The sequence below is a fragment of the Ruegeria arenilitoris genome (genome assembly GCF_013035315.1).
Classification (GTDB): domain Bacteria; phylum Pseudomonadota; class Alphaproteobacteria; order Rhodobacterales; family Rhodobacteraceae; genus Ruegeria; species Ruegeria arenilitoris_D.
In genome coordinates this window covers 15028-38016 of sequence record NZ_WQHP01000009.1, presented here as the reverse complement: position 1 = coordinate 38016, position 22989 = coordinate 15028, and the positions used below count along the sequence as shown (strand labels likewise).

20 protein-coding genes are annotated in these 22989 nt (G+C 60.2%); 8 read left to right on the top strand and 12 right to left on the bottom strand.

The window, feature by feature from the left end; genetic code table 11:
* Positions 1-107: 107 nt before the first annotated feature.
* A complete protein-coding gene (locus tag GOV53_RS17525) occupies positions 108-812 on the top strand; it encodes a lysophospholipid acyltransferase family protein (RefSeq protein ID WP_170468754.1) in 705 nt (234 codons plus the stop codon).
* On the opposite strand, the gene GOV53_RS17520 is transcribed toward GOV53_RS17525, so the two are convergent.
* The 6 genes from GOV53_RS17520 to GOV53_RS17495 all read right to left on the bottom strand — a co-directional run bounded on the left by GOV53_RS17520 (position 809) and on the right by GOV53_RS17495 (position 8947).
* Positions 809-1054, bottom strand: a complete 246-nt coding sequence (locus GOV53_RS17520) for a MoaD/ThiS family protein (RefSeq protein ID WP_170427318.1) — start codon at positions 1052-1054, stop codon at positions 809-811. The two genes, GOV53_RS17525 and GOV53_RS17520, sit on opposite strands and share 4 nt — an antisense overlap.
* Complete coding sequence (locus GOV53_RS17515; RefSeq protein WP_170468752.1) at positions 1047-3305, bottom strand: xanthine dehydrogenase family protein molybdopterin-binding subunit; 2259 nt, start codon at positions 3303-3305, stop codon at positions 1047-1049. The genes GOV53_RS17520 and GOV53_RS17515 overlap by 8 nt, the downstream gene beginning before the upstream one ends.
* Entirely contained in the window at positions 3305-3784 is a 480-nt protein-coding gene (locus GOV53_RS17510; RefSeq protein WP_170468750.1) for a (2Fe-2S)-binding protein, read from the bottom strand. The genes GOV53_RS17515 and GOV53_RS17510 overlap by 1 nt, the downstream gene beginning before the upstream one ends.
* Positions 3781-4647 carry an FAD binding domain-containing protein gene (locus tag GOV53_RS17505; protein WP_170468748.1) on the bottom strand — a complete coding sequence of 289 codons (867 nt, stop codon included), beginning with the start codon at positions 4645-4647 and terminating at the stop codon, positions 3781-3783. Before GOV53_RS17505 ends, GOV53_RS17510 begins: the two co-directional genes overlap by 4 nt.
* 129 nt (positions 4648-4776) lie before the next feature.
* Positions 4777-7989 (bottom strand): reductive dehalogenase, encoded by a 3213-nt coding sequence (locus GOV53_RS17500; protein WP_170468746.1) that lies wholly within the window; start codon positions 7987-7989, stop codon positions 4777-4779.
* Between the two features lie 106 nt (positions 7990-8095).
* The gene (locus GOV53_RS17495; protein WP_170468744.1) at positions 8096-8947 is read right to left on the bottom strand and encodes a LysR substrate-binding domain-containing protein; all 852 of its coding nucleotides are present in this window, start codon (positions 8945-8947) and stop codon (positions 8096-8098) included.
* Positions 8948-9050: 103 nt separating this feature from the next.
* Between GOV53_RS17495 and GOV53_RS17490 the strand changes: the two genes are divergently transcribed.
* Positions 9051-9752 carry an SDR family oxidoreductase gene (locus GOV53_RS17490; RefSeq protein WP_170468742.1) on the top strand — a complete coding sequence of 234 codons (702 nt, stop codon included), beginning with the start codon at positions 9051-9053 and terminating at the stop codon, positions 9750-9752.
* A 2-nt stretch (positions 9753-9754) separates the two neighbouring features.
* Here GOV53_RS17490 and GOV53_RS17485 read toward each other — a convergent pair whose 3' ends face one another.
* From GOV53_RS17485 to GOV53_RS17470, 4 genes are read right to left on the bottom strand one after another with little or no spacing between them, the layout of a single operon-like run.
* The gene (locus GOV53_RS17485) at positions 9755-11026 is read right to left on the bottom strand and encodes an NAD(P)/FAD-dependent oxidoreductase (protein ID WP_170468740.1); all 1272 of its coding nucleotides are present in this window, start codon (positions 11024-11026) and stop codon (positions 9755-9757) included.
* A 39-nt stretch (positions 11027-11065) separates the two neighbouring features.
* Positions 11066-12100 carry an ACP S-malonyltransferase gene (locus GOV53_RS17480; protein WP_170468738.1) on the bottom strand — a complete coding sequence of 345 codons (1035 nt, stop codon included), beginning with the start codon at positions 12098-12100 and terminating at the stop codon, positions 11066-11068.
* Positions 12097-14289, bottom strand: coding sequence for a dehydrogenase E1 component subunit alpha/beta (locus tag GOV53_RS17475; protein WP_170468736.1), 2193 nt, complete (start codon positions 14287-14289; stop codon positions 12097-12099). Before GOV53_RS17475 ends, GOV53_RS17480 begins: the two co-directional genes overlap by 4 nt.
* 23 nt (positions 14290-14312) lie before the next feature.
* Entirely contained in the window at positions 14313-15479 is a 1167-nt protein-coding gene (locus GOV53_RS17470; RefSeq protein ID WP_170468734.1) for a pyridoxal phosphate-dependent aminotransferase, read from the bottom strand.
* A gap of 96 nt (positions 15480-15575) precedes the next feature.
* Here GOV53_RS17470 and GOV53_RS17465 point away from each other — a divergent pair, with 96 nt between their 5' ends.
* Positions 15576-16466 (top strand): LysR substrate-binding domain-containing protein, encoded by an 891-nt coding sequence (locus tag GOV53_RS17465; RefSeq protein ID WP_170468733.1) that lies wholly within the window; start codon positions 15576-15578, stop codon positions 16464-16466.
* 90 nt (positions 16467-16556) lie between these two features.
* On the opposite strand, the gene GOV53_RS17460 is transcribed toward GOV53_RS17465, so the two are convergent.
* Both GOV53_RS17460 and GOV53_RS17455 read right to left on the bottom strand, forming a co-directional pair.
* Complete coding sequence (locus GOV53_RS17460; protein WP_170468731.1) at positions 16557-17714, bottom strand: acyl-CoA dehydrogenase family protein; 1158 nt, start codon at positions 17712-17714, stop codon at positions 16557-16559.
* A 126-nt stretch (positions 17715-17840) separates the two neighbouring features.
* Positions 17841-18404, bottom strand: coding sequence for a TetR/AcrR family transcriptional regulator (locus GOV53_RS17455; RefSeq protein WP_170468729.1), 564 nt, complete (start codon positions 18402-18404; stop codon positions 17841-17843).
* 299 nt (positions 18405-18703) lie between these two features.
* Here GOV53_RS17455 and GOV53_RS17450 point away from each other — a divergent pair, with 299 nt between their 5' ends.
* The 5 genes from GOV53_RS17450 to cueR all read left to right on the top strand — a co-directional run bounded on the left by GOV53_RS17450 (position 18704) and on the right by cueR (position 22957).
* On the top strand, positions 18704-19168 hold the full coding sequence (locus tag GOV53_RS17450; RefSeq protein WP_170468727.1) for a DUF1348 family protein: 465 nt from the start codon (positions 18704-18706) through the stop codon (positions 19166-19168).
* A gap of 11 nt (positions 19169-19179) precedes the next feature.
* On the top strand, positions 19180-19800 hold the full coding sequence (locus GOV53_RS17445; RefSeq protein WP_170468725.1) for a pyridoxamine 5'-phosphate oxidase family protein: 621 nt from the start codon (positions 19180-19182) through the stop codon (positions 19798-19800).
* A gap of 43 nt (positions 19801-19843) precedes the next feature.
* Positions 19844-19987 (top strand): hypothetical protein, encoded by a 144-nt coding sequence (locus GOV53_RS17440; protein WP_170468723.1) that lies wholly within the window; start codon positions 19844-19846, stop codon positions 19985-19987.
* Positions 19988-20102: 115 nt separating this feature from the next.
* Positions 20103-22571 (top strand): heavy metal translocating P-type ATPase, encoded by a 2469-nt coding sequence (locus GOV53_RS17435; protein ID WP_170468721.1) that lies wholly within the window; start codon positions 20103-20105, stop codon positions 22569-22571.
* Entirely contained in the window at positions 22568-22957 is a 390-nt protein-coding gene (cueR, locus tag GOV53_RS17430) for a Cu(I)-responsive transcriptional regulator (protein WP_170427336.1), read from the top strand. Before GOV53_RS17435 ends, cueR begins: the two co-directional genes overlap by 4 nt.
* Positions 22958-22989 lie beyond the last annotated feature (32 nt).

Here is a 22989-nt window from a genome sequence, read left to right as displayed (position 1 = left end):
TCAAGAGGCTTTTTCAGATTCCCGCTTACTAATCCGCTCCACAAACAAGTTGCGCACTGCGTTGAGTTCTATAAGACACGGTTTGGCCAGAATAAGGGACCCGATCCGTGAGTATCCGCAAAAAGATTGCTGACAGCGAAGCCCTGCTGAACTGGGCCGCACGGCGCATTGCCAGCTACATCCGATGGGTCAATCGCAACACGCGCTGGCAACGCATCGGCTACGAGGAATTGGACCAGTTGGCGGAAAGTGGCGAGCCAGTCATTGTGGTGTTGTGGCACCAGCGTCTGGCTCAATCTCCCTACTTCTTTCCCTTGGACAAGGCGCCCATCTGTTCGATCACATCCGCTGCTCGCGCTGGCAGCATGGTGGGCCGTGTTCAAAAGCTGTTCGGTATGGATACGATCGCGATGTCCAGCCACAAGCGGCACGTGGCATTGTCGCGCGAGGTTTTGGGCAAGATGAAGCAGGGGATCTCGATCGGGATCGCCGCAGATGGTCCCCGCGGACCGGAGCGCGTATCGTCCACCGTACCGTTGATCTGGGCGCGTACATCCGGCAAGCGGGTTTTCGGCATCACCTACTCGGCCAAGCACGGGCACGAGGCCGGAACCTGGGACCGCCTGTTGATGCCGCGCCCCTGGCGGAACGAAGGTGTATTCCTCTGCCGGGAATGGACGGAAACCGTTCCGCGCAAGGCAACTGAGGAACAGATCGAGGTCCTGCGCCAAAGCCTTGAAAATCACATGAACGACATCACTGCCGAAGCCGACCGTATGGTCGGGCGCGAGCCTTGGTCGCCCAAAACCTAACCGCCTCTCAGACGCTGCATCAGGTAGACTTCGCTGCCTTCCGGGATCGGTTCGGTCAGGCCGGTCGCGATGACACGGCCATCAATAGCAATCGACACGCCTGCATCTATCGGGCCTTGCAACTGCGGGTGCGCGCGCACCAGCGCACGCAGCAGATCGCCGGTGGTTTCGGCTTCGACCTCAACCACTTGCTGGCCACCGGTCAAAGACCGGAGGCCAGACCAGAGGTGAACCTCAACCATTTTCCTTGAGCGCGGCCAGAATGCGCGGCGGCGACATGGGCAGTTGGCGCATCCGCACACCCGCCGCGTGGGAAACCGCGTTGGCGATGGCAGCAAGGGGTGGCACGATGCCCGTCTCGCCTACACCACGTACGCCAAAGGGATGGCCGGGATTAGGGACTTCGACGATCAAGGTGTCGATCATCGGCAGGTCACTGGCGACCGGGATGCGGTAGTCGAGGAAGATCGAGTTCTGCAGGCGACCATCATCGCCATAGATGTATTCCTCGTTCAACGCCCAGCCGATGCCTTGCGCGGCCCCGCCCTGATACTGGCCTTCCACATAGGTCGGGTGGATCGCCTTCCCGGCGTCCTGAATGACCGTGTAGCGGGTGATGCTGGTCTTGCCGGTTTCGGGATCGACCTCGGCGTCGACAATATGGGTCCCAAAGGACACGCCCGCACCTTCTGGCGTCGCCTCGAAATGGCCCGAGATCGGACCACCGGTCGACCCCATGTCTGCCGTGATTTCACCCAGCGGCATGGGATCAAAATCTCCTGCGTTGGGGCCCGAAGGCACCGCGCAGCCGCTTTCCCATTTCACCGCGTCCACCGGGATGCCCCACTTGGCCGCCGCACGTTCACACAGCTTTTCGACCGCATGCTTGGCCGCCTTGATGGTCGCAAGACCAGAGGCATAGGTCACGCGCGAACCGTGGCTGACGTCGTTATACCCAAGCGTGGCGGTATCAGCGATGGTCACACGGATGTTCTCATACGGGATGCCCAGCACCTCGGCCGCCATCAGCGCCATAGACGCGCGCGAACCGCCGATATCCGGTGTACCAACCATCAGCTGGACCGAGCCATCCTCGGACAGCGACAGCGATACCGAGGTCTCACCGCCGTGGTTGAACCAGAACCCGCAGGAAATGCCGCGCCCCTGCCCCGGTTTGAGAGGGGCTGAGTAATGCGGGTGCGCCTTGGCAGCCTCGAGGGTTTCGACCAGACCAATCCGTTCATACCGCGGGCCATAGCTGGCCTTGGTGCCTTCATGCGCGGCGTTTTTCAGGCGTACGTCGACCGGATCGAGGCCCAGTTTCTTGCACAGCTCGTCGATCACCGATTCAACCGCGAATGCGCCCATCGGCGCGCCCGGCGCGCGGTATGCGGCCTGTTTCGGGCGGTTCGACATGACGTCATAACCGATCTGCTTGACGTTCGTCAGGTTATAGGGCGCAAAGGCACACATGGCGGTCATATCGCCCGGCGCGCCGGGGAAGGCCCCACCCTGCAGGCGGAAAACGCCTTGGGCTGCCGAGATGGTGCCGTCCTTCTTCATTCCGATCTTGATGTCCATCGAGGCCGAAGCAGTCGGGCCGGTGGCGCGGAATACCTCGGACCGGGACATCACGATCTTGACCGGGCGGTTGGCCTTGCGGCTCAGCGCCAGTGCGACGGGTTCGATAAACACCGTGGTCTTACCACCGAAACCGCCACCGATTTCCGACGCGGTCACGCGCAGTTGCGAGGTCTCAATGCCCAAAAGCGCGGCACAGGTTTTTTGCGCGATCCAGTGCCCTTGCGTGGTGCACCACAGCTCACCCTTGCCGTCATTGCCCAGCATGCCAAGGCATGCGTGCGGTTCGATGTAACCCTGGTGGGTGGCTTCGGTGACAAAGCTGTCTTCGATCACTAGGTCAGCCTCGGCAAAACCGGCCTCAACATCACCGTGACCGCTTTCGTGATAGCGGACGACGTTCGGGTGCATACCCGCGGGCACCGAGTAATCCGCCGCGCCTTCGCGAATAACCGGAGCGTCTGAGGCCATCGCCTTGTCCACATCGGTGACATGCGGCAGCACTTCGTATTCGACCTCGATCAGCTTTAGCACATCGCGCGCCGCCAAGGCCGATGTCGCTGCAACTGCTGCAACCGCGTGGCCATCATACAGAGCCTTTTCGCCAGCCATGACGTTTTCCAGAACATTCCAGAACTCGCCCTCCAGACCCGGCTTGAACTCGACCTGATCCGAGAAATCCGCGCGGGTGACGACGGCTTTGACGTCCTTGTGCACTTCGGCTTTCGAGGTGTCGATCTTCACGATCCGCGCGTGTGCGTGGGGTGAGCGCAGCACAGCGCCGTGCAGCATACCGGGGGCCGACATATCTGCCCCAAACTTGGCGCGGCCCGTGACCTTGTCCAAACCATCCGGGCGGTTCGGGCGTGTACCAACAAAGGTGAATTCCGATTTACGATCGTCGAGTGCCATTACGAAGCCTCCCGCAGCTCTTCCGCCGTTTCCATCACGGCACGAATGATCTTGTCATAACCGGTGCAGCGGCAGAGGTTGCCTGCCAGCCAATACCGGGTTTCCTCTTCGGTCGGGTTGGGGTTTTTCTCCAGCAGCGACTTGGCCGCCACCAGGATGCCCGGGGTGCAGATACCGCATTGAAGGGCGGCATGTTCGATGAACTTCTTCTGCAGCGGGTGCAGAACGTCGCCGTCTGCAATACCTTCGACGGTTTCGATGCTTTTGCCATCCGCCTCAACGCCCAGCATCAGGCAAGAGCAAACCAAACGACCGTCGACCGAGACCGAGCACGCGCCGCAGTCACCGGTGCCGCAGCCCTCTTTCGCGCCGGTCAGGTTCAGCTTGTCGCGCAGACAATCCAACAGGGTTTCGCGCGAGTCGCAAAGATATTCGACCGCGTCACCATTCACGGTGGTGGATACGTGGAGTTTGCTCATACGTCTTCTCCCTTGGCACGGGCATAGGCAATTTTCGCGGCGCGCTTGGCCAGAACGCCAGCGACCTCGGTGCGGAATGCGATCGTGCCGCGTTTGTCGTCGATCGGGTTGCAAGCGGCGGATGCCGCGGCGGCCAGCGCATCCAGCGCAGCCTCGTCCAACGTGCTGCCGATAATGGCCTTGGCGCAGTCTTCGACCAGCAGAACGGTCGGAGCCACTGCGCCCAGAGATACGCGCGCCTCGGTGACGGTGTCTCCGTCCAGACGCAGGTTCACACCAACACCGACAACGGCAATGTCCATCTCGGTGCGCGGGATAAAGCGCAGATACGCGTCGCCCCCGTTCTCGCCACGCGCGGGGATGTTGACGGCCGAGATCAGCTCACCCTTGCCCAGCGACGTTTTGCCGGGGCCGGTCGGGATATCTTCAACCGCAACTTCGCGAGTGCCTTCCGGTCCGGTCACCGTAACGGTCACGCCTGCCGCAACCATTGCCGGAACCGAATCCGCAGCCGGAGAGCCGTTGCAAAGGTTGCCAGTCAGCGTTGCACGACCCTGCACCTGGGTCGAGCCGATCAGGTCCATTGCCTCAACCACTCCGGGCCAGTCGCGGCTCAGTTCGGAATGCTCGCTCATCTCGGCGCCGGTGGCGGCAACGCCCAGCGTCCAGCTGCCGTCGGCGTTGCGGGTGATGTCGCTGACGCCGTCGATTTTCTTGATGTCGATCAGCGTATCCGGCGTCACCAGCTCCGACCGCAGCTGCACCAGAACATCTGTGCCGCCTGCCAGAAAACGTGTGATGCCCGTTGCGTTCGCAGCCAGGGCCGATGCCTCGGCAAAACTGGCGGGGCTGTGATAATCCATGAAAATACCTCGCACCTGTTGATCAGGATTCACTGGGGTTCGGAGTGGACGTTAGTGCAGCCGCCACCCGGCGTCCATGGCTGGAACGACCAATTTTGATGTTTCACGAAGTCGTTTTCAGACCTCGGATCAGAGGTCGAGTTCGATCACGCCATCTGGCTCGGCTGCACGACTTTGACATAGGATGATTGCTCCTTCACGTTGTTTGTTCGAAAGAACAAAATCACGATGCTCGATCTCACCCGAAATCACAGCGCATTTGCAGACGCCGCAAATGCCATCTGCGCATTTTACGTCCACGTGAATTCCGGCTTCGTTCAAAACCTGCGCTGCGTCTTTGTCCGCTGGCACGGTCAGGTCCCGGCCGGTTTTTGCCAGCCTCAGAGTGAAGGGATGGTTATCGTATTCGGGCTGTTCCGGAACCGAGAAATACTCAAGACGCCGCGCCTCTTCGGGGAATCCCTGCCGCTCCGCCGCCTGGATGACGCCGTCCATATAGCGGTCCGGCCCGCAGGTGTATACGTGCCAACCCTCCTGATAGCCTGCCAAAATCCCATCCAGATCAGCGCGCGTGCCCTCGTCCGAGAAATGGTAGTGAACGCAATCGGCCCAAGGCATTGTCGCCAGATCATCCAGATACCCGGCGCTGCCCCGCGTGCTGGCGGAGTAATGCAACGCAAACGGTTTTCCCAAGCTGTGCAGTCGATGCGCAAAGGCGATCATCGGCGTGATGCCGATGCCGCCACCCATCAAGAAGGTCTTCGTCGCACGCTCGTCCAGTTCGAAATGGTTGATTGGTTTCGAAATGAAGACTTTGCGCCCCTCGTTGAAAATTCGATGCAGCAAAGCTGACCCTCCGCGCCCTTCATCCTCGCGCAGGACACCGATCTGATAAATAGAACTATCAGAGGGATCGCCAGACATAGAGTACTGCCGCAGGAACTCGGGCGCGACCAGAACGTCCAGATGCGCACCGGCTGTCCAGTCCGGCAACGGCGCGCCATTGAGCGCGGAAAACTCGTACTTGGTCACATCCGCAGTCATTTTGTCGACCTTGGTCAACGCAACGCGCATCACAGGAGCGTCGCCCGCGATGGTGTAGCGATGGATGACAGACAAATCCCCGGCCGCTTTGCGGGCCTTGTATTCGTCCGCAGTGACCATCGCCTGATAAGCCGCAATCCCGGCCTCGCGATCCATCGCAAAGGGATAGGGCCATGGGTGCGGGGCCAGATAGGCAGGATAAACGGCCAGCGTCTGGTCTTCGTACTTCAAGTCCAGATCGGTTTGCAGATCGCGCCGGTTCAAAGGATGCTGGCTGGGGTAATAGGCCCCATCCGGCTGCAGCTCAATGTCCCACCACCACTTCTTGGTGTCATTCAGGCCGCCATTCCCCACGGCATCATCCAGTTTGGCCAGCGCTGGGGCGGCTTGCGGAATGTTCATCGCCGCCCAACGGAAAGGGCGTTCCTTGAAGATACCTTCGAGGTTCCACGGGCAGGTTTTCATGCATCGTCCGCACATCGCGCCGCCCGGTGTGGTGACCCGGTATGTTGCGCATTTCTGGCTGTCGGATTTCCAGATTTCATAGCCGTTGAACATCAGCTTAGGCCCGGCGGTGATCGCCCCGGACGGGCATTCCCGCGCGCATTTGTTGCAGCTTTCGCAGAACGTTTGCAGGCCGAAATCAATCGGCTTGTCGTGCGCCATCGGCATGTCAGTTGTGACCGCACCAGATTTTAAGCGCGGGCCGAGATAGGGGTTCAGGATGACCTCACCGATCCGGCTGACCTCGCCCAGTCCCGAAAGCAGCAAAAGGGGTGGCTGCAATACCTCGCCATCCATAACCGTGTGCGCTCGCGCCTTGTAGCCGAGGTTTCGGATCTGCTGCGCGATCACGCCGCCCAGCAGGGAAAACCGAAGGTAGGCGCGCATGGACTGAGCGACGCTTATCCAGTCGTCCCCGCTTGCGCCCTCCATCGTCTCATAGCCCTGGTCGATGATCATGCTAATGGCTTGATCATGTGGCGGATCGATCTCTTCTCCGGTCGCATCGTGAGAATACCACGCCCATTCCGGACAGCGGCTGAGGCCCACGGCATCGACGCCCAGAAAGTAGGACGCGGCCTTGATGTTCGCAGCGTTCCGTGCGGCGTCCGTCTGGTGCGGATCGCCCGCGCTGGCCCCGTCTTGCAACAGAACAAACGCACCCAGCAAACGACGTTGCGCGAAGCTTGGCGCGGATTTCCGGACATAGTGCCCCCCTTTGGCCGCGTCTTGCAGTGGTTTGCCCATGTCGCCGAATTGGGCGCGCGCGAACATATCCGCGCGTTTTGGCACCCGGGCCACGTTCTCTTCGTCGATGTAAGTGGTCGGATCGTCGACGCGCTTGAGCCGTTCGAACGGGTGCGCCCCGTCCGCATAGCCACGCTTTGCATAGGGATCGCGGTTCAGGGCGTTTTTGGCAAAGCCTTTGCCCATCCACCACGCAGGACCTTGCGTGCGGAACCAAGGCTGTTGCGCCATGGGTTGCAAGGGTTGATCATGCGCAATCTCCATTTCGGTCGTGACCGCCGCCAAACCAAACCGCTTCCCCAGCCATGGCGCGACAACATCGCCCCCTTCGACCGAGGCCAACCCAGCCGCCACTGCAAGTTTGCCCAGATCCACCTCGGATGACATGGCCGTATGCGCACGTGCATCAAACCCCAAAAGCCGGATGTAATTCGCAATCACCACCGCGTTCTCGGTGGCCAGCAGGCAGGCGCGATGATCCTGCGCATCCAAGATCCAATCCGCTCCGGGCTCATCCGGGGTCGGGTCGCGGTTGTATTCGTACAGAAAAACAACGACATGGCGATGCGACGTCATGGGCCTGGGCGCGGCCTCCATGCTTTCCTTCAGATCGGCCATGATCAGGTCGATGCCGGACGCCAGCGTCTTGGTCTGCCGAGTCTTCAGCGCGTGCGCCAGACGTTCAATATCTGGGTTGCGCCGAGGCTCGGACAGCATCGCCGCAGCGGGCAATGGCCCGCAGCCCATCATCGACGCGTCGTTGAAGTAGCCAAAGGCCTTAAGGTGGTTCGCCCGCTCCGCCGGGTCGACCGGGATCTCGGACAGAACCGGGTTTACAAATCCATCCCGGATTGTGTCCATCATTGCCTGAAACTCACCCATCGCATTGACGATGCTTTCGGGCCGATCAGGGCGGTGAAAGTCGAGCTTTGGCATCGGCTTCACACCAGACAAATCCGGCATGGCGCTTTGCCGCGCCAAGCGCTCCAGCGGATAAGAGCCCATATGGACCGGCCGGTTCTTGTCCGAGAAAAAGCGGATCCCCATCGCGCACCTCCTGTTGCCTCACAGTCACCTAACGCGTTGCGGGCGGCAATTCCATTCCTAAGGTGAGATGAGAATTTCAGTGACTGCGAAATAAGTTGCGCAGGCCTCAAGCCTGCGACAACAACCAGTCTTTCATCAGCGCCACCAGCACTGGTTGGCGCGGTTGCTTGGGTGTGACGATGTAAAACCCAAGATCTTCAACCAGCTCGTCCGGGATCGGGCGCACCAGTTGCCCCGCATCCAACAAGGCGGAAACCAATGGCTCATTCGCCAGGGCCACGCCCTGCCCTGACACTGCCGCGTCGATGGCGAGGCTGCTTTGGCTAAAGCTCATCATCTTTGGTTTGCCCGAAACCCTGGCCCTTTGAAGAAACAACGGCCACAATCCATGGGTGTCGTTTAGCAGAATGTGCTGTGCCAAATCAGCGGGCCTGGTGATGCGCGCCGCGGTTTCAGGGCTGCAGACCGGGACGAATCCGGTGGAAAACAATGGCACCGCGGTCACCCCCGACCCGAACGGGCCCCGCCCTTGCCGCACGGCTATGTCCACACCATCGCTTTGAAAGTCAGCCAAACGCTCGCGCGCATCGACCTGGACGGCAATCTCGGGGTGGCTTTGGGTAAAGTCAGGAAGGCGGGGCACCAACCACTTCGAGGCAAAGCTGGGTGTTACGGAAATGGTTATCTGGCTTTCGCCCGACAGGTCTTCAACGGCACCTTCAATCAGGCGAAATGCCTTGCGCAAAGGAGAGTGAAATCGCCGCCCCGCCTCGGTCAGTGCAAGGCCACGCGGCAGGCGGTCAAATAGCGGCACACCCAACCGCGCCTCAAGCCCGCGCACCTGCTGGGCAACGGCCCCTTGCGTGACGCTCAATTCCTCGGCCGCCAGCCGGAAATTCAGATGCCGTGCCGAGGCTTCGAACGCTCGTAATGCGTTCAGCGGGGGAAGAGCCGCCATCACATAATCCTGTAGTTTTTCTACAGCATACGACCAGCAGAACTGATTGGTCAATCAAACGCCCAAAGCCCATCTTGGATTCACCAAAACATGGAGACTTCACATGACCAAAGTAGCGCTGATTACGGCAGGCGGCAGCGGTATGGGCGCGGATTCCGCCCGGAGACTGGCCGCTGACGGGTTCAAGGTTGGCATTCTATCATCGTCCGGCAAGGGCGAAGCTCTGGCGCACGAGCTTGGCGGCGTTGGTGTCACCGGGTCGAACCAGTCAACGGACGATCTGCAAAAACTGGTCGACGCGGCGATGACCCATTGGGGGCGCGTCGACGTGCTGGTCAACTCGGCGGGCCACGGGCCACGTGCTCCGGTTCTGGAACTTACGGATGAGGACTGGCACACCGGCATGGATGTTTACTTCATGAACGCCGTCCGGCCGACACGGCTGGTGACCCCGATCATGCAGGCGCAAGGCGGCGGATCGATCATCAACATCTCGACCTTCGCCGCGTTCGAGCCTGATCCGGTGTTCCCCACGTCGGGTGTGTTCCGCGCTGGCCTTGCTGCCTTTACCAAGCTGTTCTCGGACCAATACGCAGCAGACAATATTCGCATGAACAACGTCTTGCCGGGCTTTATCGACAGCCTGCCCGAGAAAGAGGAATTCCGGTCGCGTATCCCGCTGGGTCGGTATGGGCGCAGCTATGACGAGATCGCATCGGTCGTGGCCATGCTGGCATCAGAAGGCGGCGGCTATATCACCGGGCAGAATATCCGAGTCGATGGCGGCATCACTCGCGCGGTCTGACCTCAGAACCGCGCTTTGACAAAATGGGTCAGCGCCGCGCCGGTTTCGAGATACGCGCGGCGCAGGCCCATCCAGTTTTCCCGATAGTCCGCGACCGCAGGAACCGGCAACAGGCTCGGGTCATTCTGCAACAGGCTTTCGGCCACAAGGCGACCGAAAACCGTACCGGGCCCGATCCCGCGCCCTGAATAGCCGTGAACGGACAGGGCGTTGGGACCAATCTGCGTGATTTTCGGGATATGATCCGACGTCATGGCGATGCGGCCATGCCACCCTTCGATCAAGTTCTGATCAGCCAGTTGCGGATAAAGCTGCGCCAGTTTGCGCTGGACCCAACTTTTGTGGATCGTCCCTCCTGCCTGATCCAGATCCCCCATGGCACCGATGATAAACCGCCCCTCTTGATCCATGCGGAATGAGGTCATGATTAGCCCGGTATCCCAGCAGCCTTCGCCCCCCGGCAAAACGCTGGCGCGCAAGTTGTCGGACAACGGAGCAGTCGCGTACTGAAAGTAGTAAACCGGCACGTAGGCCGGGGCAGAGGCCGCCATGTCACGATGATAGGCGTTGGTGGCTTGTATCACCGACTTTGCACGCACCGCGCCTTTTGCGGTGGTCAGCAGCCAAACGCCATCTTCATACTGCATCGACCGCACCGGGTTTTGCGTATGGATCGACGCCCCCGCTTCTGCTGCCGCGCGCGCAAGTCCACATACGTACGCCAAAGGCTGAATCGTTCCCGCCCGCGGATCAAACAGGGCACCGTGAAAGGCCGCGCTGCCGGTGCGTTGACCGGTCTGTTCCGCTGACAGCAGTTCAACGGGCGCTCCGGCTGCGGTCAGTTGGGCGTGACGGGCCTGCAGATCGCGAAGGCCCGCCGCAGAATGCGCGCAGTGCAAGGTGCCGTTGCGCACAGGTTCGCAGTCGATCCCGTGCCGATTGATGAGGTCGAACACCTCAGCCGGGGCGGCCGCTAACAGATCAATCAGGCGGTCTCCGGCGGCATCACCCAAATGCCCACGGATGTCGGCGGGCGGCAACCACAGGCCGGCGTTTGCCAGCCCGACATTACGGCCAGAACCACCGTGTCCGATCTCTTCTGCCTCCAACAGACAGACCGAAGCCCCGGAGCGCGCCGCCGACAAGGCCGCCGAACATCCGGTATAGCCGCCGCCGATCACCGCCAGATCGACGGTTAGGTCGCTGGTCGGAACGCTGGGCTCGACATGCTCGCGGCATGTGTTCAGCCAGAGGGACTGGTCGTGGTCGCTCACACAAGACTCCTTGAAATTGCGCGGATCATCAGGGCACCGTCAGCCAGTTGCAAGCGCCCTATGATCTTCGCGGCCCATGGCGATCAAGAAAGGTTGCGCGTCTTGTTTCGCCTGGAACGCAGCCTTGTCGCCCATCCCGCGCCAATCCGCCAGAACCAGCGATTGTGCCACCGCGCCGCCCAGCTTTGCACCTGGGCCAGTTACGATGAACAGATCGGGCGCGAATTCATGCGCAGCGGTCTGGATCGCGCGGGTGAAGTCGTAAGGCTCGGTCACCTGATGGCCCAGCGTATAGTCCCAGAGCGCCTGCGTATCCGTCGCCCCGGGCCACCAGATCTTGCCGCGACCATCGATCAGAGGGTGTTGTGGCTGCCCGAACAGCTCTGCACCCAGCCGCGCCCGCCCCTCTGCGGCGACCGGGGCCTGCAAGGACGTGTGAAACGCCGCGTGGTTCGGCAGCCTCATGGGGAATCGATCCTGCACGACGGGCTGCGATGCCTCGAAGGTCTTAAGCCCTTCTTCGTTGCCAGCCAGAACCAACATACCGCCCAGATCGATGGACAGCGCCAGATCGTGACCCTCGATGGCATTGATACGTGCGACATCAGCCAACAGTTCAGCCTTGCGGGCAGCATCGTTCGCCCAATTGTCACCGACAAACGGATACACCAACTGGCCACCGATCAAGTGATCCTGCATCAACGTGCCCATCGTGTTCACAACGCGGAACCCGTCTTCGGCGGACAGCGCGCCAGCCGCGGCCAGAGCAATGTACCAGCCCATCGAGTTGCCGGTGACCGCGACAACCTCGATATCCTCGGCCAACGCTTGCGCATCCGCCAAGGACGCCGTGTAGATCAGGGGTGAGGCAACGTCGCCCTTCGAGTACTTGGACACCGTAAATCGCGCAGCCCCATCCAAGGCGGTGACAGCCTCTTGCCCGGCCTCGGCGCGGATGGCGTCGAAGCTTTGAAACAGGTCCATGCGTTGTGCGTGATGGCGATGCAGGTAGCCAAGCTCGGGCTTGTTATAGGTTCCCCGCCCCGGGCAGATAACAACGGCTTTGCGGGTCATGAGCGGCCTCCGGTCAGCTTCAATGCAGCCGCGACAATCCCGTCTTTCGATGGCAGCGGGGCCGCATAGGCCGGGCCGGTTGCGATGAAACAATCCTCGGCCACGACGCGCGCGATTGGAGTGGTGGGCGTCTCTTCAATGAATAACGCCATCAACGCCTCGGACTGGCTGCCTGTGCGCCGGCATTCGTCAACAATCAGGACCTTCGCGCAGGGTTTGGTCGCCTCGCGCAGCGCTTCGACCGGTAAGGGAGCCAGCCAGCGCATGTCGATGATACGCGTCTTTACCCCGGCGGCCTCCAACTCGGGCAAGGCCTGTTTCGAAAGGTAATGACCGTTGCCATAGGTGACGATGGCCAGATCGGTGCCGTCACCATGCACGCCAACCTCGCCAAGCCCAATCCGCTGATCCGCCGAGGGATAGGTGGTCATCCAACCTGCGTCCTGCGGCTGGTGCAAATCGCGCATCGGGTACAGGGCGATCGGTTCCAGGAATACAACCACCCGCTGCTCTTCCCGCGCCAATCTCACGCATTCACGCAGCATCTGCGCCGCGTCCGAACCGGTCGAGGGGCAGGCAATGATCACGCCGGGAATGTCGCGCAGAACAGCCAGCGAGTTGTCATTGTGGAAATGCCCGCCAAACCCCTTCTGGTATCCAAGCCCGGCAATCCGCAGAACCATCGGGTTGGTGAACTGCCCGTTCGAGAAAAACGGCAGGGTTGCAGCCTCGCCCCGGATCTGATCCTCGGCATTGTGCAGATAGGCGAGGAACTGGATTTCGGGGATCGGAACGAAACCATTGTGTCCCATTCCAATCGCCAGCCCCAGAATGGATTGTTCGTCCAGCAAAGTGTCGATCACGCGATCCTGGCCAAATCGTTGCTGCAGTTTCTGCGTCACGCCATAGACGCCGCCTTTGCGACCGACGTCTTCGCCCATACACACGATCTCACCATGCTCGAGCATCAGATCGGTGAGCGCCCAGTTGATCAGGCGGCTCATGGGCTGGGGGTCCTCCATCGCGCGCATATCGCTGCCAAACACCTTGGCACGCGCCTCGGCGCTTGGGCCATTGGTGGGTTTGCAGGTCCGTTTGGGCGGGATCAGGCTGGCCATAACTTCGGACGCATTGGCCAGATGGGGGCGTGTGGCGGCTTCGGCGGCAATCCGGTCCGTGCGATCACAGGTGTCCTGATAGATTTTCAAGGCCTGATCCGGCGTCAATGCCCCTGCCTGGTCCAGCAGACGCACAGAGTGCAGCAAGGGATCATTGGCCTCATCCGCCTCGACCTCAGACTTCGACATATAGGTGGTCGGCACATCCGCACCGGCGTGGCCATAGAGGCGCACGGTTTTTAGATGCAGGAAGGCCGGTTTGCGGCGGTTCCGGACGTATTCTGCGGCCTCCTGCGCGACCGAAAAGGTTTCGTAGATATCCAAACCGTTGGCCTGAAAGTACTTTATCCCCGGGCGATGCTCCATCGACGCTTGTATCCAGCCTTTCGGGGTTTTGACCGAGATGCCGATCCCGTTGTCCTCGCACACGAACAACAGCGGCAGCGGTGTCGATTGCACACTGGTCCACCCGGCCGTGTTGACCGCGCCCTGCGCCGTGGAATGGTTGGCCGAGGCATCCCCGAAGGAGCACATCGCGATCCCGTCCTCGGGCAACTCGCGGTGCTCCGGATCGTGCCGCCGGGCCGCACCCAGCGCATAGGCCGCGCCCACTGCCTTGGGCAGATGGCTGGCGATGGTCGAGGTCTGCGGCGGGATCGTCAGCGCCTTGGACCCCAGCACCTTGTGCCGTCCGCCTGATGTGGGATCCTCTTTCGAGCACGCAAAGCTCAGCAGCATGTCCCAAGCGATCTGCTGTCCCGGCACCTGCTCGGCCCGCGCGATCTGGAAAGCCGCATCCCGGTAATGAAGAAAAGCAATATCCGTTGGGCGCAACGCATGGGCAACCGCGGCCATACCTTCGTGCCCCGACGAGCCGATGGTATAGAACCCCTGCCCCGCCTTCTGCATTTCACGGCTGGTGCGGTCCAAAGCGCGGCTGAGGACCTGTGACCGGTACAACGACACCGCATCAGTGTTGCTCAGCCCCAAGCGTGGACCCGCACCATTCGGAAAGTCGCGATTGGCGACCCGGGTCAGGAAGTTTTCGTGAACGATCTGAGCGCGATCCATTTGGTTTTCCGGTCTTCTTAGGATTACAGTTTTGCGGTGGCGTCCGCGAGACGGCGCACCCCTTCTTGCAGGCTTTCCGTCGCATAGGCAAAAGAAAGCCGCATATGTCCCGGCATTCCAAAGGCACGCCCAGGCACCAAGGCGACCCCTGCTTCGTCCAGCAGATAACGGCAGAATTCGTGGTCCACGGGCATTTTTGCCGGCGTTTTGGGAAAGACGTAGAACGCGCCCTCCGGCACAGTGCATTCCAGCCCGGCCCGGTTCAGCCCGTCCACGACCAAATCCCGGCGCGCGCGCATTGCGTTGCGCCGCTCGGACAGCAAGTCCTGTGGACCTGTGATCGCCTCCAACGCCGCAGCCTGAGCAATCGAGCACGCGCCCGATGTGATTTGCCCCTGAACAGCAATCATCGCTTTGATCAAGGGTGCCGGCCCAATACCCCAGCCAATACGCCAGCCCGTCATGGAATAGGCCTTGGACACACCATTCACTGTCAGCGTGCGATCCGCCAGTGCGGGAACCGCCTGCACAAATGGCGTGAAGGGCACGTACGAAAGGTGTTGATAGATTTCATCTGAAATCACCCATACCTGCGGGTGATTTTTCAACACATCCCCCAGCGCCTGCAGTTCCATTTTGGAATACACAGCACCAGTAGGGTTGGAGGGCGTGTTCAACAACAGCCAACGAGTGCGCGGGGTGATCGCGGCTTCTAACTGGTCCGGGCTTAGCTTGAAGCCCTGTTCTGCCGGGCAGCTGAGGATGGTGGGAATGCCGCCAGCCAGCCTGACCATATCCGCATAGCTTGTCCAGAACGGCGCGACGGCGATTACCTCGTCGCCGGGGTTAAGTGTAGCCATCATTGCGCCGGACAAGACCTGCTTGGCCCCTGTCGACACGATGATGTTTTCCGTTTGCAGACCCACCTCTGCCGCGATTGCCGCGCGCAAAGCTGGGGTTCCTGCCGTTGCGGGATAACGGGTCTGACCTTCGATAGCGGCCCTGTTCGCGGCCTCGACCACATGTTCGGGCGAAGGAAAATCAGGCTCACCGGTGCTGAGCGCGATCACATCAATGCCTTGCGCGCGAAGACGCGCCGCGTGTTCCGAGATACGAGCGATCTCGGACAACTCGATGCCTTGCAGCCGCTCTGCGCGCTGAAAATCCTTGGTGCTGGTAACTTGTGCCATTGATCCAAATCCACGCTGTGGCCCGTGCCTCTGTATCGGGCTGGCGCGGGACAAATGCCAGTGATATTCCATACAAAAGGTATGAGGATTAGTCATATGATTGGACCCCGCCGGTTTCTGCCCTCGATCCCCTCTCTGCTGGCATTAGAGGCGGTCGACCGCCTGGGCAGCGCCTCGGCTGCCGCTGAAGAGTTGTCACTGACCCAAAGCGCAATCAGCCGTCAGCTCAAGTCCATGGAGGAACAGTTGGGCGTCGCGCTGATCCAGCGCAATCAGATGCGGCTGCATCTGACGCCCGCCGCGAAGGACTATGTCGAGGTGGCGCGAACTGCTTTGAACCAACTCGCGCAGGCATCGCTGAAGCTGAAGGCGAACCCGACCGGCGGGTCATTGAACCTGTCGATCCTGCCCGCCTTTGGTATGCATTGGCTGGCCCCACGCCTGCAGGACTTTGCCCGTCACCACCCCGAAGTGACCGTGAATCTGAGCACATGCCTCAAACCCTTCGACTTCCAGACCGAACATTTTGATGCCGCCATCCACTTTGGTCAGAAGGACTGGCCCGGGGTGCACTACATGCCGATTATGCGAGAAGAGGTGCTACCGGTCTGCGCGCCAGAATTGCTGCCCCAACAGGATGAGGGGCTGGACTGGCTGATGACGGCCCCTCTGCTGCATCTGGAAACCAGACCGGATGCGTGGGAGCGATGGTTCGCGGAACAGGGACGCGATGCCTCGGGAATGCGTGGCATGTTGTTCGATCAGTTCTCGACAATGGTCCAGGCCACAATCCACGGGCTGGGCGCAGCGCTGCTGCCCAGCTACCTGATCCAGCAAGACCTTAAAACCGGGCGGCTGGTCCCCGCCTGGGACGGACCCCGCGTCAGTCTGGGGCAGTTTTATCTTGTCTGGCCGCAATCAAAACCGGCGTCTGAGCCGCTGAAATCCTTTCGGACTTGGCTGCAGGACCAATTGAGCACTGCCTGAGGTTCTTCCCCGACCCATATGAAACTGCCCGGCCCAACGGAAGGAGACGTTTTTCAAAAACGTTGACGACGGGCGGGAGCCCACGCGGTGTTACGTGTCCAACGAACGCGCGATGAGCTCCTTCATGATCTCGTTGGTGCCACCATAGATCATCTGGACACGCGCATCGGCATAAAGGCGGGCGATCGGATACTCCATCATGAAGCCATAGCCGCCAAACAGTTGCAGACACTCATGCATAATTTCATTCTGCACCTCGGACCCCCAGTATTTGACCATCGAGGCCTTCGCGGCATCCAGCGTCCCATCTTCAAGCTGCGCAACACAGTCGTTGACGAAGCTGCGCAGAACTTCAGCTTTGGTCTTGCACTCGGCCAGTTTGAAACGCGTATTCTGGAAATCCATGACACGTTGGCCAAAGGCCTTGCGTTCCTGTGTGTATCGAACGGTCTCGGCAATCGCGAAATCAATTGCGCCCAGCGCCATGATGCCAATCGTCAGGCGTTCCCAGGGCAGCTGCTTCATCATCTGATAAAAGCCCTGCCCCTCTTCCGGACCGATCAGGTTGGTCATGGGCACTTTGACGTCCTCAAAGAACAGCTCGGCCGTATCATTGGCCTTCATGCCGAGTTTTTTGAGATTGCGGCCCCGCCGGAACCCCTCGGCCCCTTCGGTTTCGACTGCGATCAGCGACACGCCCTTGGACCCCTGGGTTTTGTCCGTTTTGGCGGCCACAAGGATCAAGTCCGCTGTCTGACCGTTGGTGATAAAGATCTTGGACCCATTCAAGCGATATGAGTTCCCGTCCTTTTCCGCCGTCGTACGAATAGACTGCACGTCCGACCCGGTTCCGGGTTCGGTCATCGCCAAGGCGCCGACCATTTCGCCGGACGCCAGACGCGGCAACCATTTTTGCTTTTGATCCTCGCTGCCGTAGGCGGTCAGGTAATGGACAACGATCGACTGAATGCCAAAGCCCCAGCCCGCATCACCACGCGCGGATTGCTCGTACAGCGTGACCGCGTCAAACCCGATGCCGCCGCCCACACCGCCAAAATCCTCAGGGATCGCGCCAGCCATCAGGCCCATTTCTCCGGCTTTGTTCCAGAAATCGCGATCGACCACACCATTCTGGTTCCAGCGCTCAATGTTCGGCACAAGCTCATCGTCCATGAACCGGTTGGCCATTTCAGCAAACATCTGGTGCTCTTCGGTGACCCATTTTGCGGTCGACGTGAATAGCGACATGTTGGTTTCTCCCGTGTCTGGTTTTGATCAGGGTAGCTTTGGAGACCCTTCAAACCAACCCGCGCACAGGATTGCTACGCAACGTCTTTTTTGCCTACCGCGCCACTCTGGCACGTTGTCATCGCGTCAACTAAGTGCCGAATCCAGCAAGACGCGTGCAGCTGCTTTGGCGTCTTTGGCCGGATCGCAGCTTTTGACCAGAACGGCCGTGACGATTGCCCCCTCTTTCAGCAACAGTAACTGACACCCCAAGGCTTCGGGGTTTCGCGCACCGGCCTGACGCGCCAGATCGGTGTAAAAAATGAGGATCAGGCGTTTGTGCTCGGCCGCCTGAAGGTGGATCGGGTGAGACTTTTCCTGAAACTCAGCACCCGCTTTGATGAACATACATCCACGAAAGCCGTCTTCTTCAAACCATTCGCCCAGCGCATCAAAACTGGCGACCAACTGATCGGCTGGCGTATCGGCAAGCTCGGACACCCGGCGCATGAACCACGTACGAAAGTTCTCATCCCGCAGCCGTAGTGCCGCAAGGATCAGGTCCTCTTTGGTGCGAAAATGCTTGTACATCGACGTTTTGGACACGCCCGTCTCGACGACCAGTTTGTCCATTCCGGTCGCGTGGAACCCATCCCGGTAGAAGACCTCCAAAGCCTTGCTGACAAGCTCGTCACGTTTGTTCGGGCGCATGATTCGGCTCCTTCATGTACTGATCGGTACATAGTGCGTAGCATGAACGGTCGCAACATGATCCCGCAAGTAACTGTTTTTATTTCGCAAAATTCCTCAACCCAAAAATGTCCGAGGAATTTTCGAAATGATACTTGAAAAAGGTTACCGATCAGTACACCTTCCAGACAAGATGTACCGATCAGTAAACATTGGAGCGCCCCCATGAGACGCCGCGTCAGACCCTTCCCTGCACAATACGTCCCCCTTTTGCTGACTATCGCTTTGATGGCGGCCACACTGACCTGAAAGACCTACGCATGACCCGCCCTCCTCTCCCTCCGTTCACGTTGGAAACTGCCACGCAAAAAGTACGCCTGGCCGAGAACGCCTGGAACAGCCGCGATGCTGATGTAGTGACCCCCGCCTACACCGACGACAGCCAATGGCGAAACAGGGCCGAGTTCCTGAGCGGTCATGCCGACATTCACGCCTTTCTGACCCGCAAGTGGAACAAAGAGTTGGAGTATCGGTTGATCAAGGAACTGTGGGCCTATGCCGGAGATCGCATTGCCGTGCGCTATGCTTACGAATGGCGGGACGACAGCGGTCAATGGTTCCGGTCCTACGGGAATGAGAATTGGCGTTTTGCAGAAGACGGCCGCATGGCCGAGCGTCATGCATCACTGAACGACCTTCCCATCACCGAAACCGAGCGACTGTTTTTCTGGCCGCAAGGCCCCCGCCCTGATGACCATCCCGGCCTGTCTGATCTGGGACTTTGAAAGGACATACCATGCCTCGCGCCTTTTCGGAACTGACCTTCACCCCTGCTGTACGTGCGCATCAGGAACGTATGGGGTCCGCCAAGACGTATTCCAAGTTCATCGAAGGCGGCCCGCAGCAGGGCCATGAAATTGGCCCGGCCGAAAAAGCATTTATCGAGGCTCGAGACGGGTTTTATCAGTCTACCGTGTCGGAAACCGGGTGGCCTTATGTGCAGTATCGCGGCGGTCCGATCGGTTTCCTCAGGGTTCTGGGGCCTCGGACAATCGGGTACGCCGATTTCTCGGGCAACAAACAATACATCTCGCGCGGGAACCTGGATGGGAATGACCGGATTGCTATGATCCTGATGGATTACGCCAACCAGCGTCGCTTGAAGATCTTGGGCCGGGTCGAGTTTACGGAAGGCGAGGCAGCTGCAGCCAGCCTGTATCTCGAAGGCGCCGACACCCCGGCCGAACGGGCGGTCATCATCCGGGTCGAAGGGCTGGATTGGAACTGCCCTCAGCATATCACGCCGCGTTTCACCGAAGCCGAACTTCGCCCGCACCTGAAAAGGTTGGGGCAGCAACTGGCGCAATTGCAGGCGGAAAACGAGCGGCTAAAGCAGGAACTGGAAACTCGATCCTGACCTCTTTTCAACACTCAACCTATTCCGAACAAGGGCTTTCCCCATGATACGTTCCACACTGAATATGGCCGGTATTGTTTTGGTAGGCTTTGCACTGACCACGGCGGCATTGATGTTTGGGTTCTTCGCCTCGCCCGAGGCCGTCCGGCCTACGCCACCCGAGACCTACAACTCACTCCTGCTATAAACATTTGCCAACAAGTGACACCGACGCTTGAGCCCGGAAAATACGCGAAAGCTCTTGACCTTCCCGTGACTGGAACCCCCATGTAAGGGCCAGAACCACATTTGGATCGAGTCGCATGGCTGCGCCACACACAACACAACTAAAAATCTCGGGCATGTCCTGCGCGTCTTGCGTGGGGCGCGTGGAAACTACATTGCGGGCCGCACCTAGGGTGACGGATGCCGCCGTCAACTTCGCCACGGAAACCGCGCTGGTGACGCATGAGGGACCAATCCGCGCGTTGACGGACGCCCTGAATGACGCCGGGTATCCAGCCGAAACGACACAAACGACTTTAAAAATCGACGGAATGAACTGCGCCTCGTGCGTGGCAAAGATTCAGAAGGCCCTGAGCGCCGATCCAGCAGTGGTTGATGCCCAGGTCAATCTTGCCACAGAAACCGCGCAGGTCACGTTTTTCGATGGAGCGACAGATCCGCAAAAGCTGGCTGATCTGTCCACTGCTGCCGGTTATCCCGCACGCGTAGCCATCGCTCAGATGGATCATGCACAAGAAAAGGACGCAACCGCGTTGACGCGGGCGACGATCTTTGCGGCTGTTCTCGCTCTGCCCGTTTTCGTTCTTGAGATGGGCGGACATATCATCCCAGCGTTCCATCACTGGGTTCAGGCCACGATTGGCACGCAAGCCAGTCACTTGATCCAGTTCGCCCTGACCTCGGTCATCTTGTTTAGTCCCGGCCGCGTTTTCTACGCCAAAGGCATTCCATCACTACTGCGTGGTTCGCCGGATATGAACGCGCTGGTCGCTTTGGGAACCGGGGCGGCTTACCTGTTTTCCGTCGTCGCAACGTTTGCTCCGCAGATTTTGCCCGCCGGCAGCGCCAATGTGTATTTCGAGGCCGCCTCGGTCATCGTTGTCCTCATCTTGCTGGGTCGTGTGATGGAGGCGCGCGCCAAGGGGCGAACCGGGGCAGCGATCCGAAAGCTTGTTGGCCTGCAACCCAAGACAGCGCGCGTGGAAATGGACGGCACGTTCATAGATCGCCCTATCGCAGACATCGTGGTGGGCGACGTGTTGCAAATCCGCCCTGGCGAGCGCGTTCCAGTAGACGCAGAAGTGCTGGGCGGCACATCCTATGTCGATGAAAGCATGATTACCGGCGAACCCGTTCCGGTCGGCAAAGCACCGTCTGATCAGGTCGTTGGCGGAACGGTCAATGGCACCGGCGCATTACGGGTGCGCGCGTTGCGTGTTGGCGCAGACACGGTGCTGGCGCAGGTTATTCAAATGGTCGAGCAGGCCCAGGGCGCGAAGCTGCCTATTCAGGGTCTTGTCGATCGGATCACCGCGCGATTTGTACCAGCCGTAATCGCGGTTGCCCTGCTAACCATTGCAGCATGGCTAATCTTTGGCCCGGCACCCGCCCTGCCGCTGGCGCTGGTCACCGGAGTCTCGGTTCTGATCATCGCGTGCCCCTGTGCCATGGGTCTGGCCACGCCGACCTCGATCATGGTGGGCACCGGGCGGGCGGCTGAGCTAGGCGTTCTGTTCCGTAAGGGGGATGCGCTGCAGCAGCTACAGCAGTCCAAGGTAATTGCATTGGACAAGACCGGGACGCTGACCCTTGGGAGACCTGAATTAGAGAGCGTCACCACGGCCAACGGTTTTGACCGCGATCAGGTGCTGCGACTGGCGGCGGCTGTTGAGGCGCGCTCAGAGCACCCGATTGCCAGCGCGATCACCCGCGCTGGTCCATCCGAACTGCCGGAGGTGTCGAGCTTCCAGTCGCTCACTGGTCTTGGTGTTCAGGCCGCGGTCGGAGGGCACAACGTTCTGATCGGTTCGCCCCGGCTGATGGAGCAAAACAGTATCTCCCTCACTGATTTGGCCGTCGAGGCTGAACAGCGCGCGGCTGAAGGGGTCACGCCTTTGTTCGTCGCAATAGACGGTCAGGCCGCCGCGATGCTTGCGGTGGCGGATCCAATAAAGCCGGGCACCGAACAAGCGTTGGAGCGGTTGCATGCGATGGGGCTGACCCTTGCGATGGTCACGGGCGACAACACGCGCACGGCCCAAGCATTGGCCGAGAAACTGGGCATCGACCATGTCACGGCCGAGGTCCTGCCGGATGGCAAGCTGGCCGCGATCAATGCATTGCGGGACCAGTTCGGGACACTGGCCTTTGTCGGGGATGGCATCAACGACGCCCCGGCTCTGGCGGCGGCGGACACTGGCATTGCCATCGGAACTGGTACCGATGTGGCGATTGAAACCGCCGACGTCGTTCTGATGTCGGGTGACCTGCGAGGGGTGGCCAACGCCGTCGAGATCAGCCGCCGAACCATGCGCAACATCAAGCAGAACCTAGGCTGGGCCTTCGGCTATAATATCCTGTTGATCCCGGTCGCTGCAGGCGTCCTGTACCCGTTTGGTGGCCACCTGCTGTCCCCGGCTCTGGCCGCGGGGGCGATGGCTCTGTCCAGCGTCTTTGTCGTTTCCAACGCACTGCGGCTGCGCCGGGTTCGGGCCAGCCTGCCCGAAGACACGCACAATCACTCCAGTCAAACGGTGACCTCATGAATATCGGAGACGTTGCAAACCAGACCGGTCTGCCCGCCAAGACGATCCGGTACTATGAGGATATCGGCCTGGTCAAACCGCTGCGCGATGACAACGGATACCGCAGGTTTCGCAGTCAGGATGTCCACAAGCTGAATTTTCTGGGTCGGGCTCGCGCGCTGGGGTTTACCATCGAAGATTGCCGCACCCTGATGGCGCTATATGAGGATGAAACCCGCGCCAGCGCCGATGTCAAAAAGGTCGCGCGCGCGCACATGGCCCAGATCGAGGCCAAGATTGCGGACCTGAACGCCATGCGCGACACCCTAAGCCACCTGATCGACGCCTGTGCTGGGGATGACCGGCCCGATTGTCCAATCCTGCAGGATTTGGGCGGCAAGGCGTGACACGGGGTTGCCCTTTGGCCGCCGCTTTGGTT

Coding starts and splice junctions, on each gene's coding strand:
- GOV53_RS17520 (WP_170427318.1), bottom strand. CDS start 1,054: ATGGTTGAGGTTCACCTCTGGTCTGGCCTCCGGTCTTTGACCGGTGGC.
- GOV53_RS17515 (WP_170468752.1), bottom strand. CDS start 3,305: ATGGCACTCGACGATCGTAAATCGGAATTCACCTTTGTTGGTACACGC.
- GOV53_RS17510 (WP_170468750.1), bottom strand. CDS start 3,784: ATGAGCAAACTCCACGTATCCACCACCGTGAATGGTGACGCGGTCGAA.
- GOV53_RS17505 (WP_170468748.1), bottom strand. CDS start 4,647: ATGGATTATCACAGCCCCGCCAGTTTTGCCGAGGCATCGGCCCTGGCT.
- GOV53_RS17500 (WP_170468746.1), bottom strand. CDS start 7,989: ATGGGGATCCGCTTTTTCTCGGACAAGAACCGGCCGGTCCATATGGGC.
- GOV53_RS17495 (WP_170468744.1), bottom strand. CDS start 8,947: ATGGCGGCTCTTCCCCCGCTGAACGCATTACGAGCGTTCGAAGCCTCG.
- GOV53_RS17490 (WP_170468742.1), top strand. CDS start 9,051: ATGACCAAAGTAGCGCTGATTACGGCAGGCGGCAGCGGTATGGGCGCG.
- GOV53_RS17480 (WP_170468738.1), bottom strand. CDS start 12,100: ATGACCCGCAAAGCCGTTGTTATCTGCCCGGGGCGGGGAACCTATAAC.
- GOV53_RS17475 (WP_170468736.1), bottom strand. CDS start 14,289: ATGGATCGCGCTCAGATCGTTCACGAAAACTTCCTGACCCGGGTCGCC.
- GOV53_RS17470 (WP_170468734.1), bottom strand. CDS start 15,479: ATGGCACAAGTTACCAGCACCAAGGATTTTCAGCGCGCAGAGCGGCTG.
- GOV53_RS17465 (WP_170468733.1), top strand. CDS start 15,576: ATGATTGGACCCCGCCGGTTTCTGCCCTCGATCCCCTCTCTGCTGGCA.
- GOV53_RS17460 (WP_170468731.1), bottom strand. CDS start 17,714: ATGTCGCTATTCACGTCGACCGCAAAATGGGTCACCGAAGAGCACCAG.
- GOV53_RS17455 (WP_170468729.1), bottom strand. CDS start 18,404: ATGCGCCCGAACAAACGTGACGAGCTTGTCAGCAAGGCTTTGGAGGTC.
- GOV53_RS17450 (WP_170468727.1), top strand. CDS start 18,704: ATGACCCGCCCTCCTCTCCCTCCGTTCACGTTGGAAACTGCCACGCAA.
- GOV53_RS17445 (WP_170468725.1), top strand. CDS start 19,180: ATGCCTCGCGCCTTTTCGGAACTGACCTTCACCCCTGCTGTACGTGCG.
- GOV53_RS17440 (WP_170468723.1), top strand. CDS start 19,844: ATGATACGTTCCACACTGAATATGGCCGGTATTGTTTTGGTAGGCTTT.
- GOV53_RS17435 (WP_170468721.1), top strand. CDS start 20,103: ATGGCTGCGCCACACACAACACAACTAAAAATCTCGGGCATGTCCTGC.
- cueR (WP_170427336.1), top strand. CDS start 22,568: ATGAATATCGGAGACGTTGCAAACCAGACCGGTCTGCCCGCCAAGACG.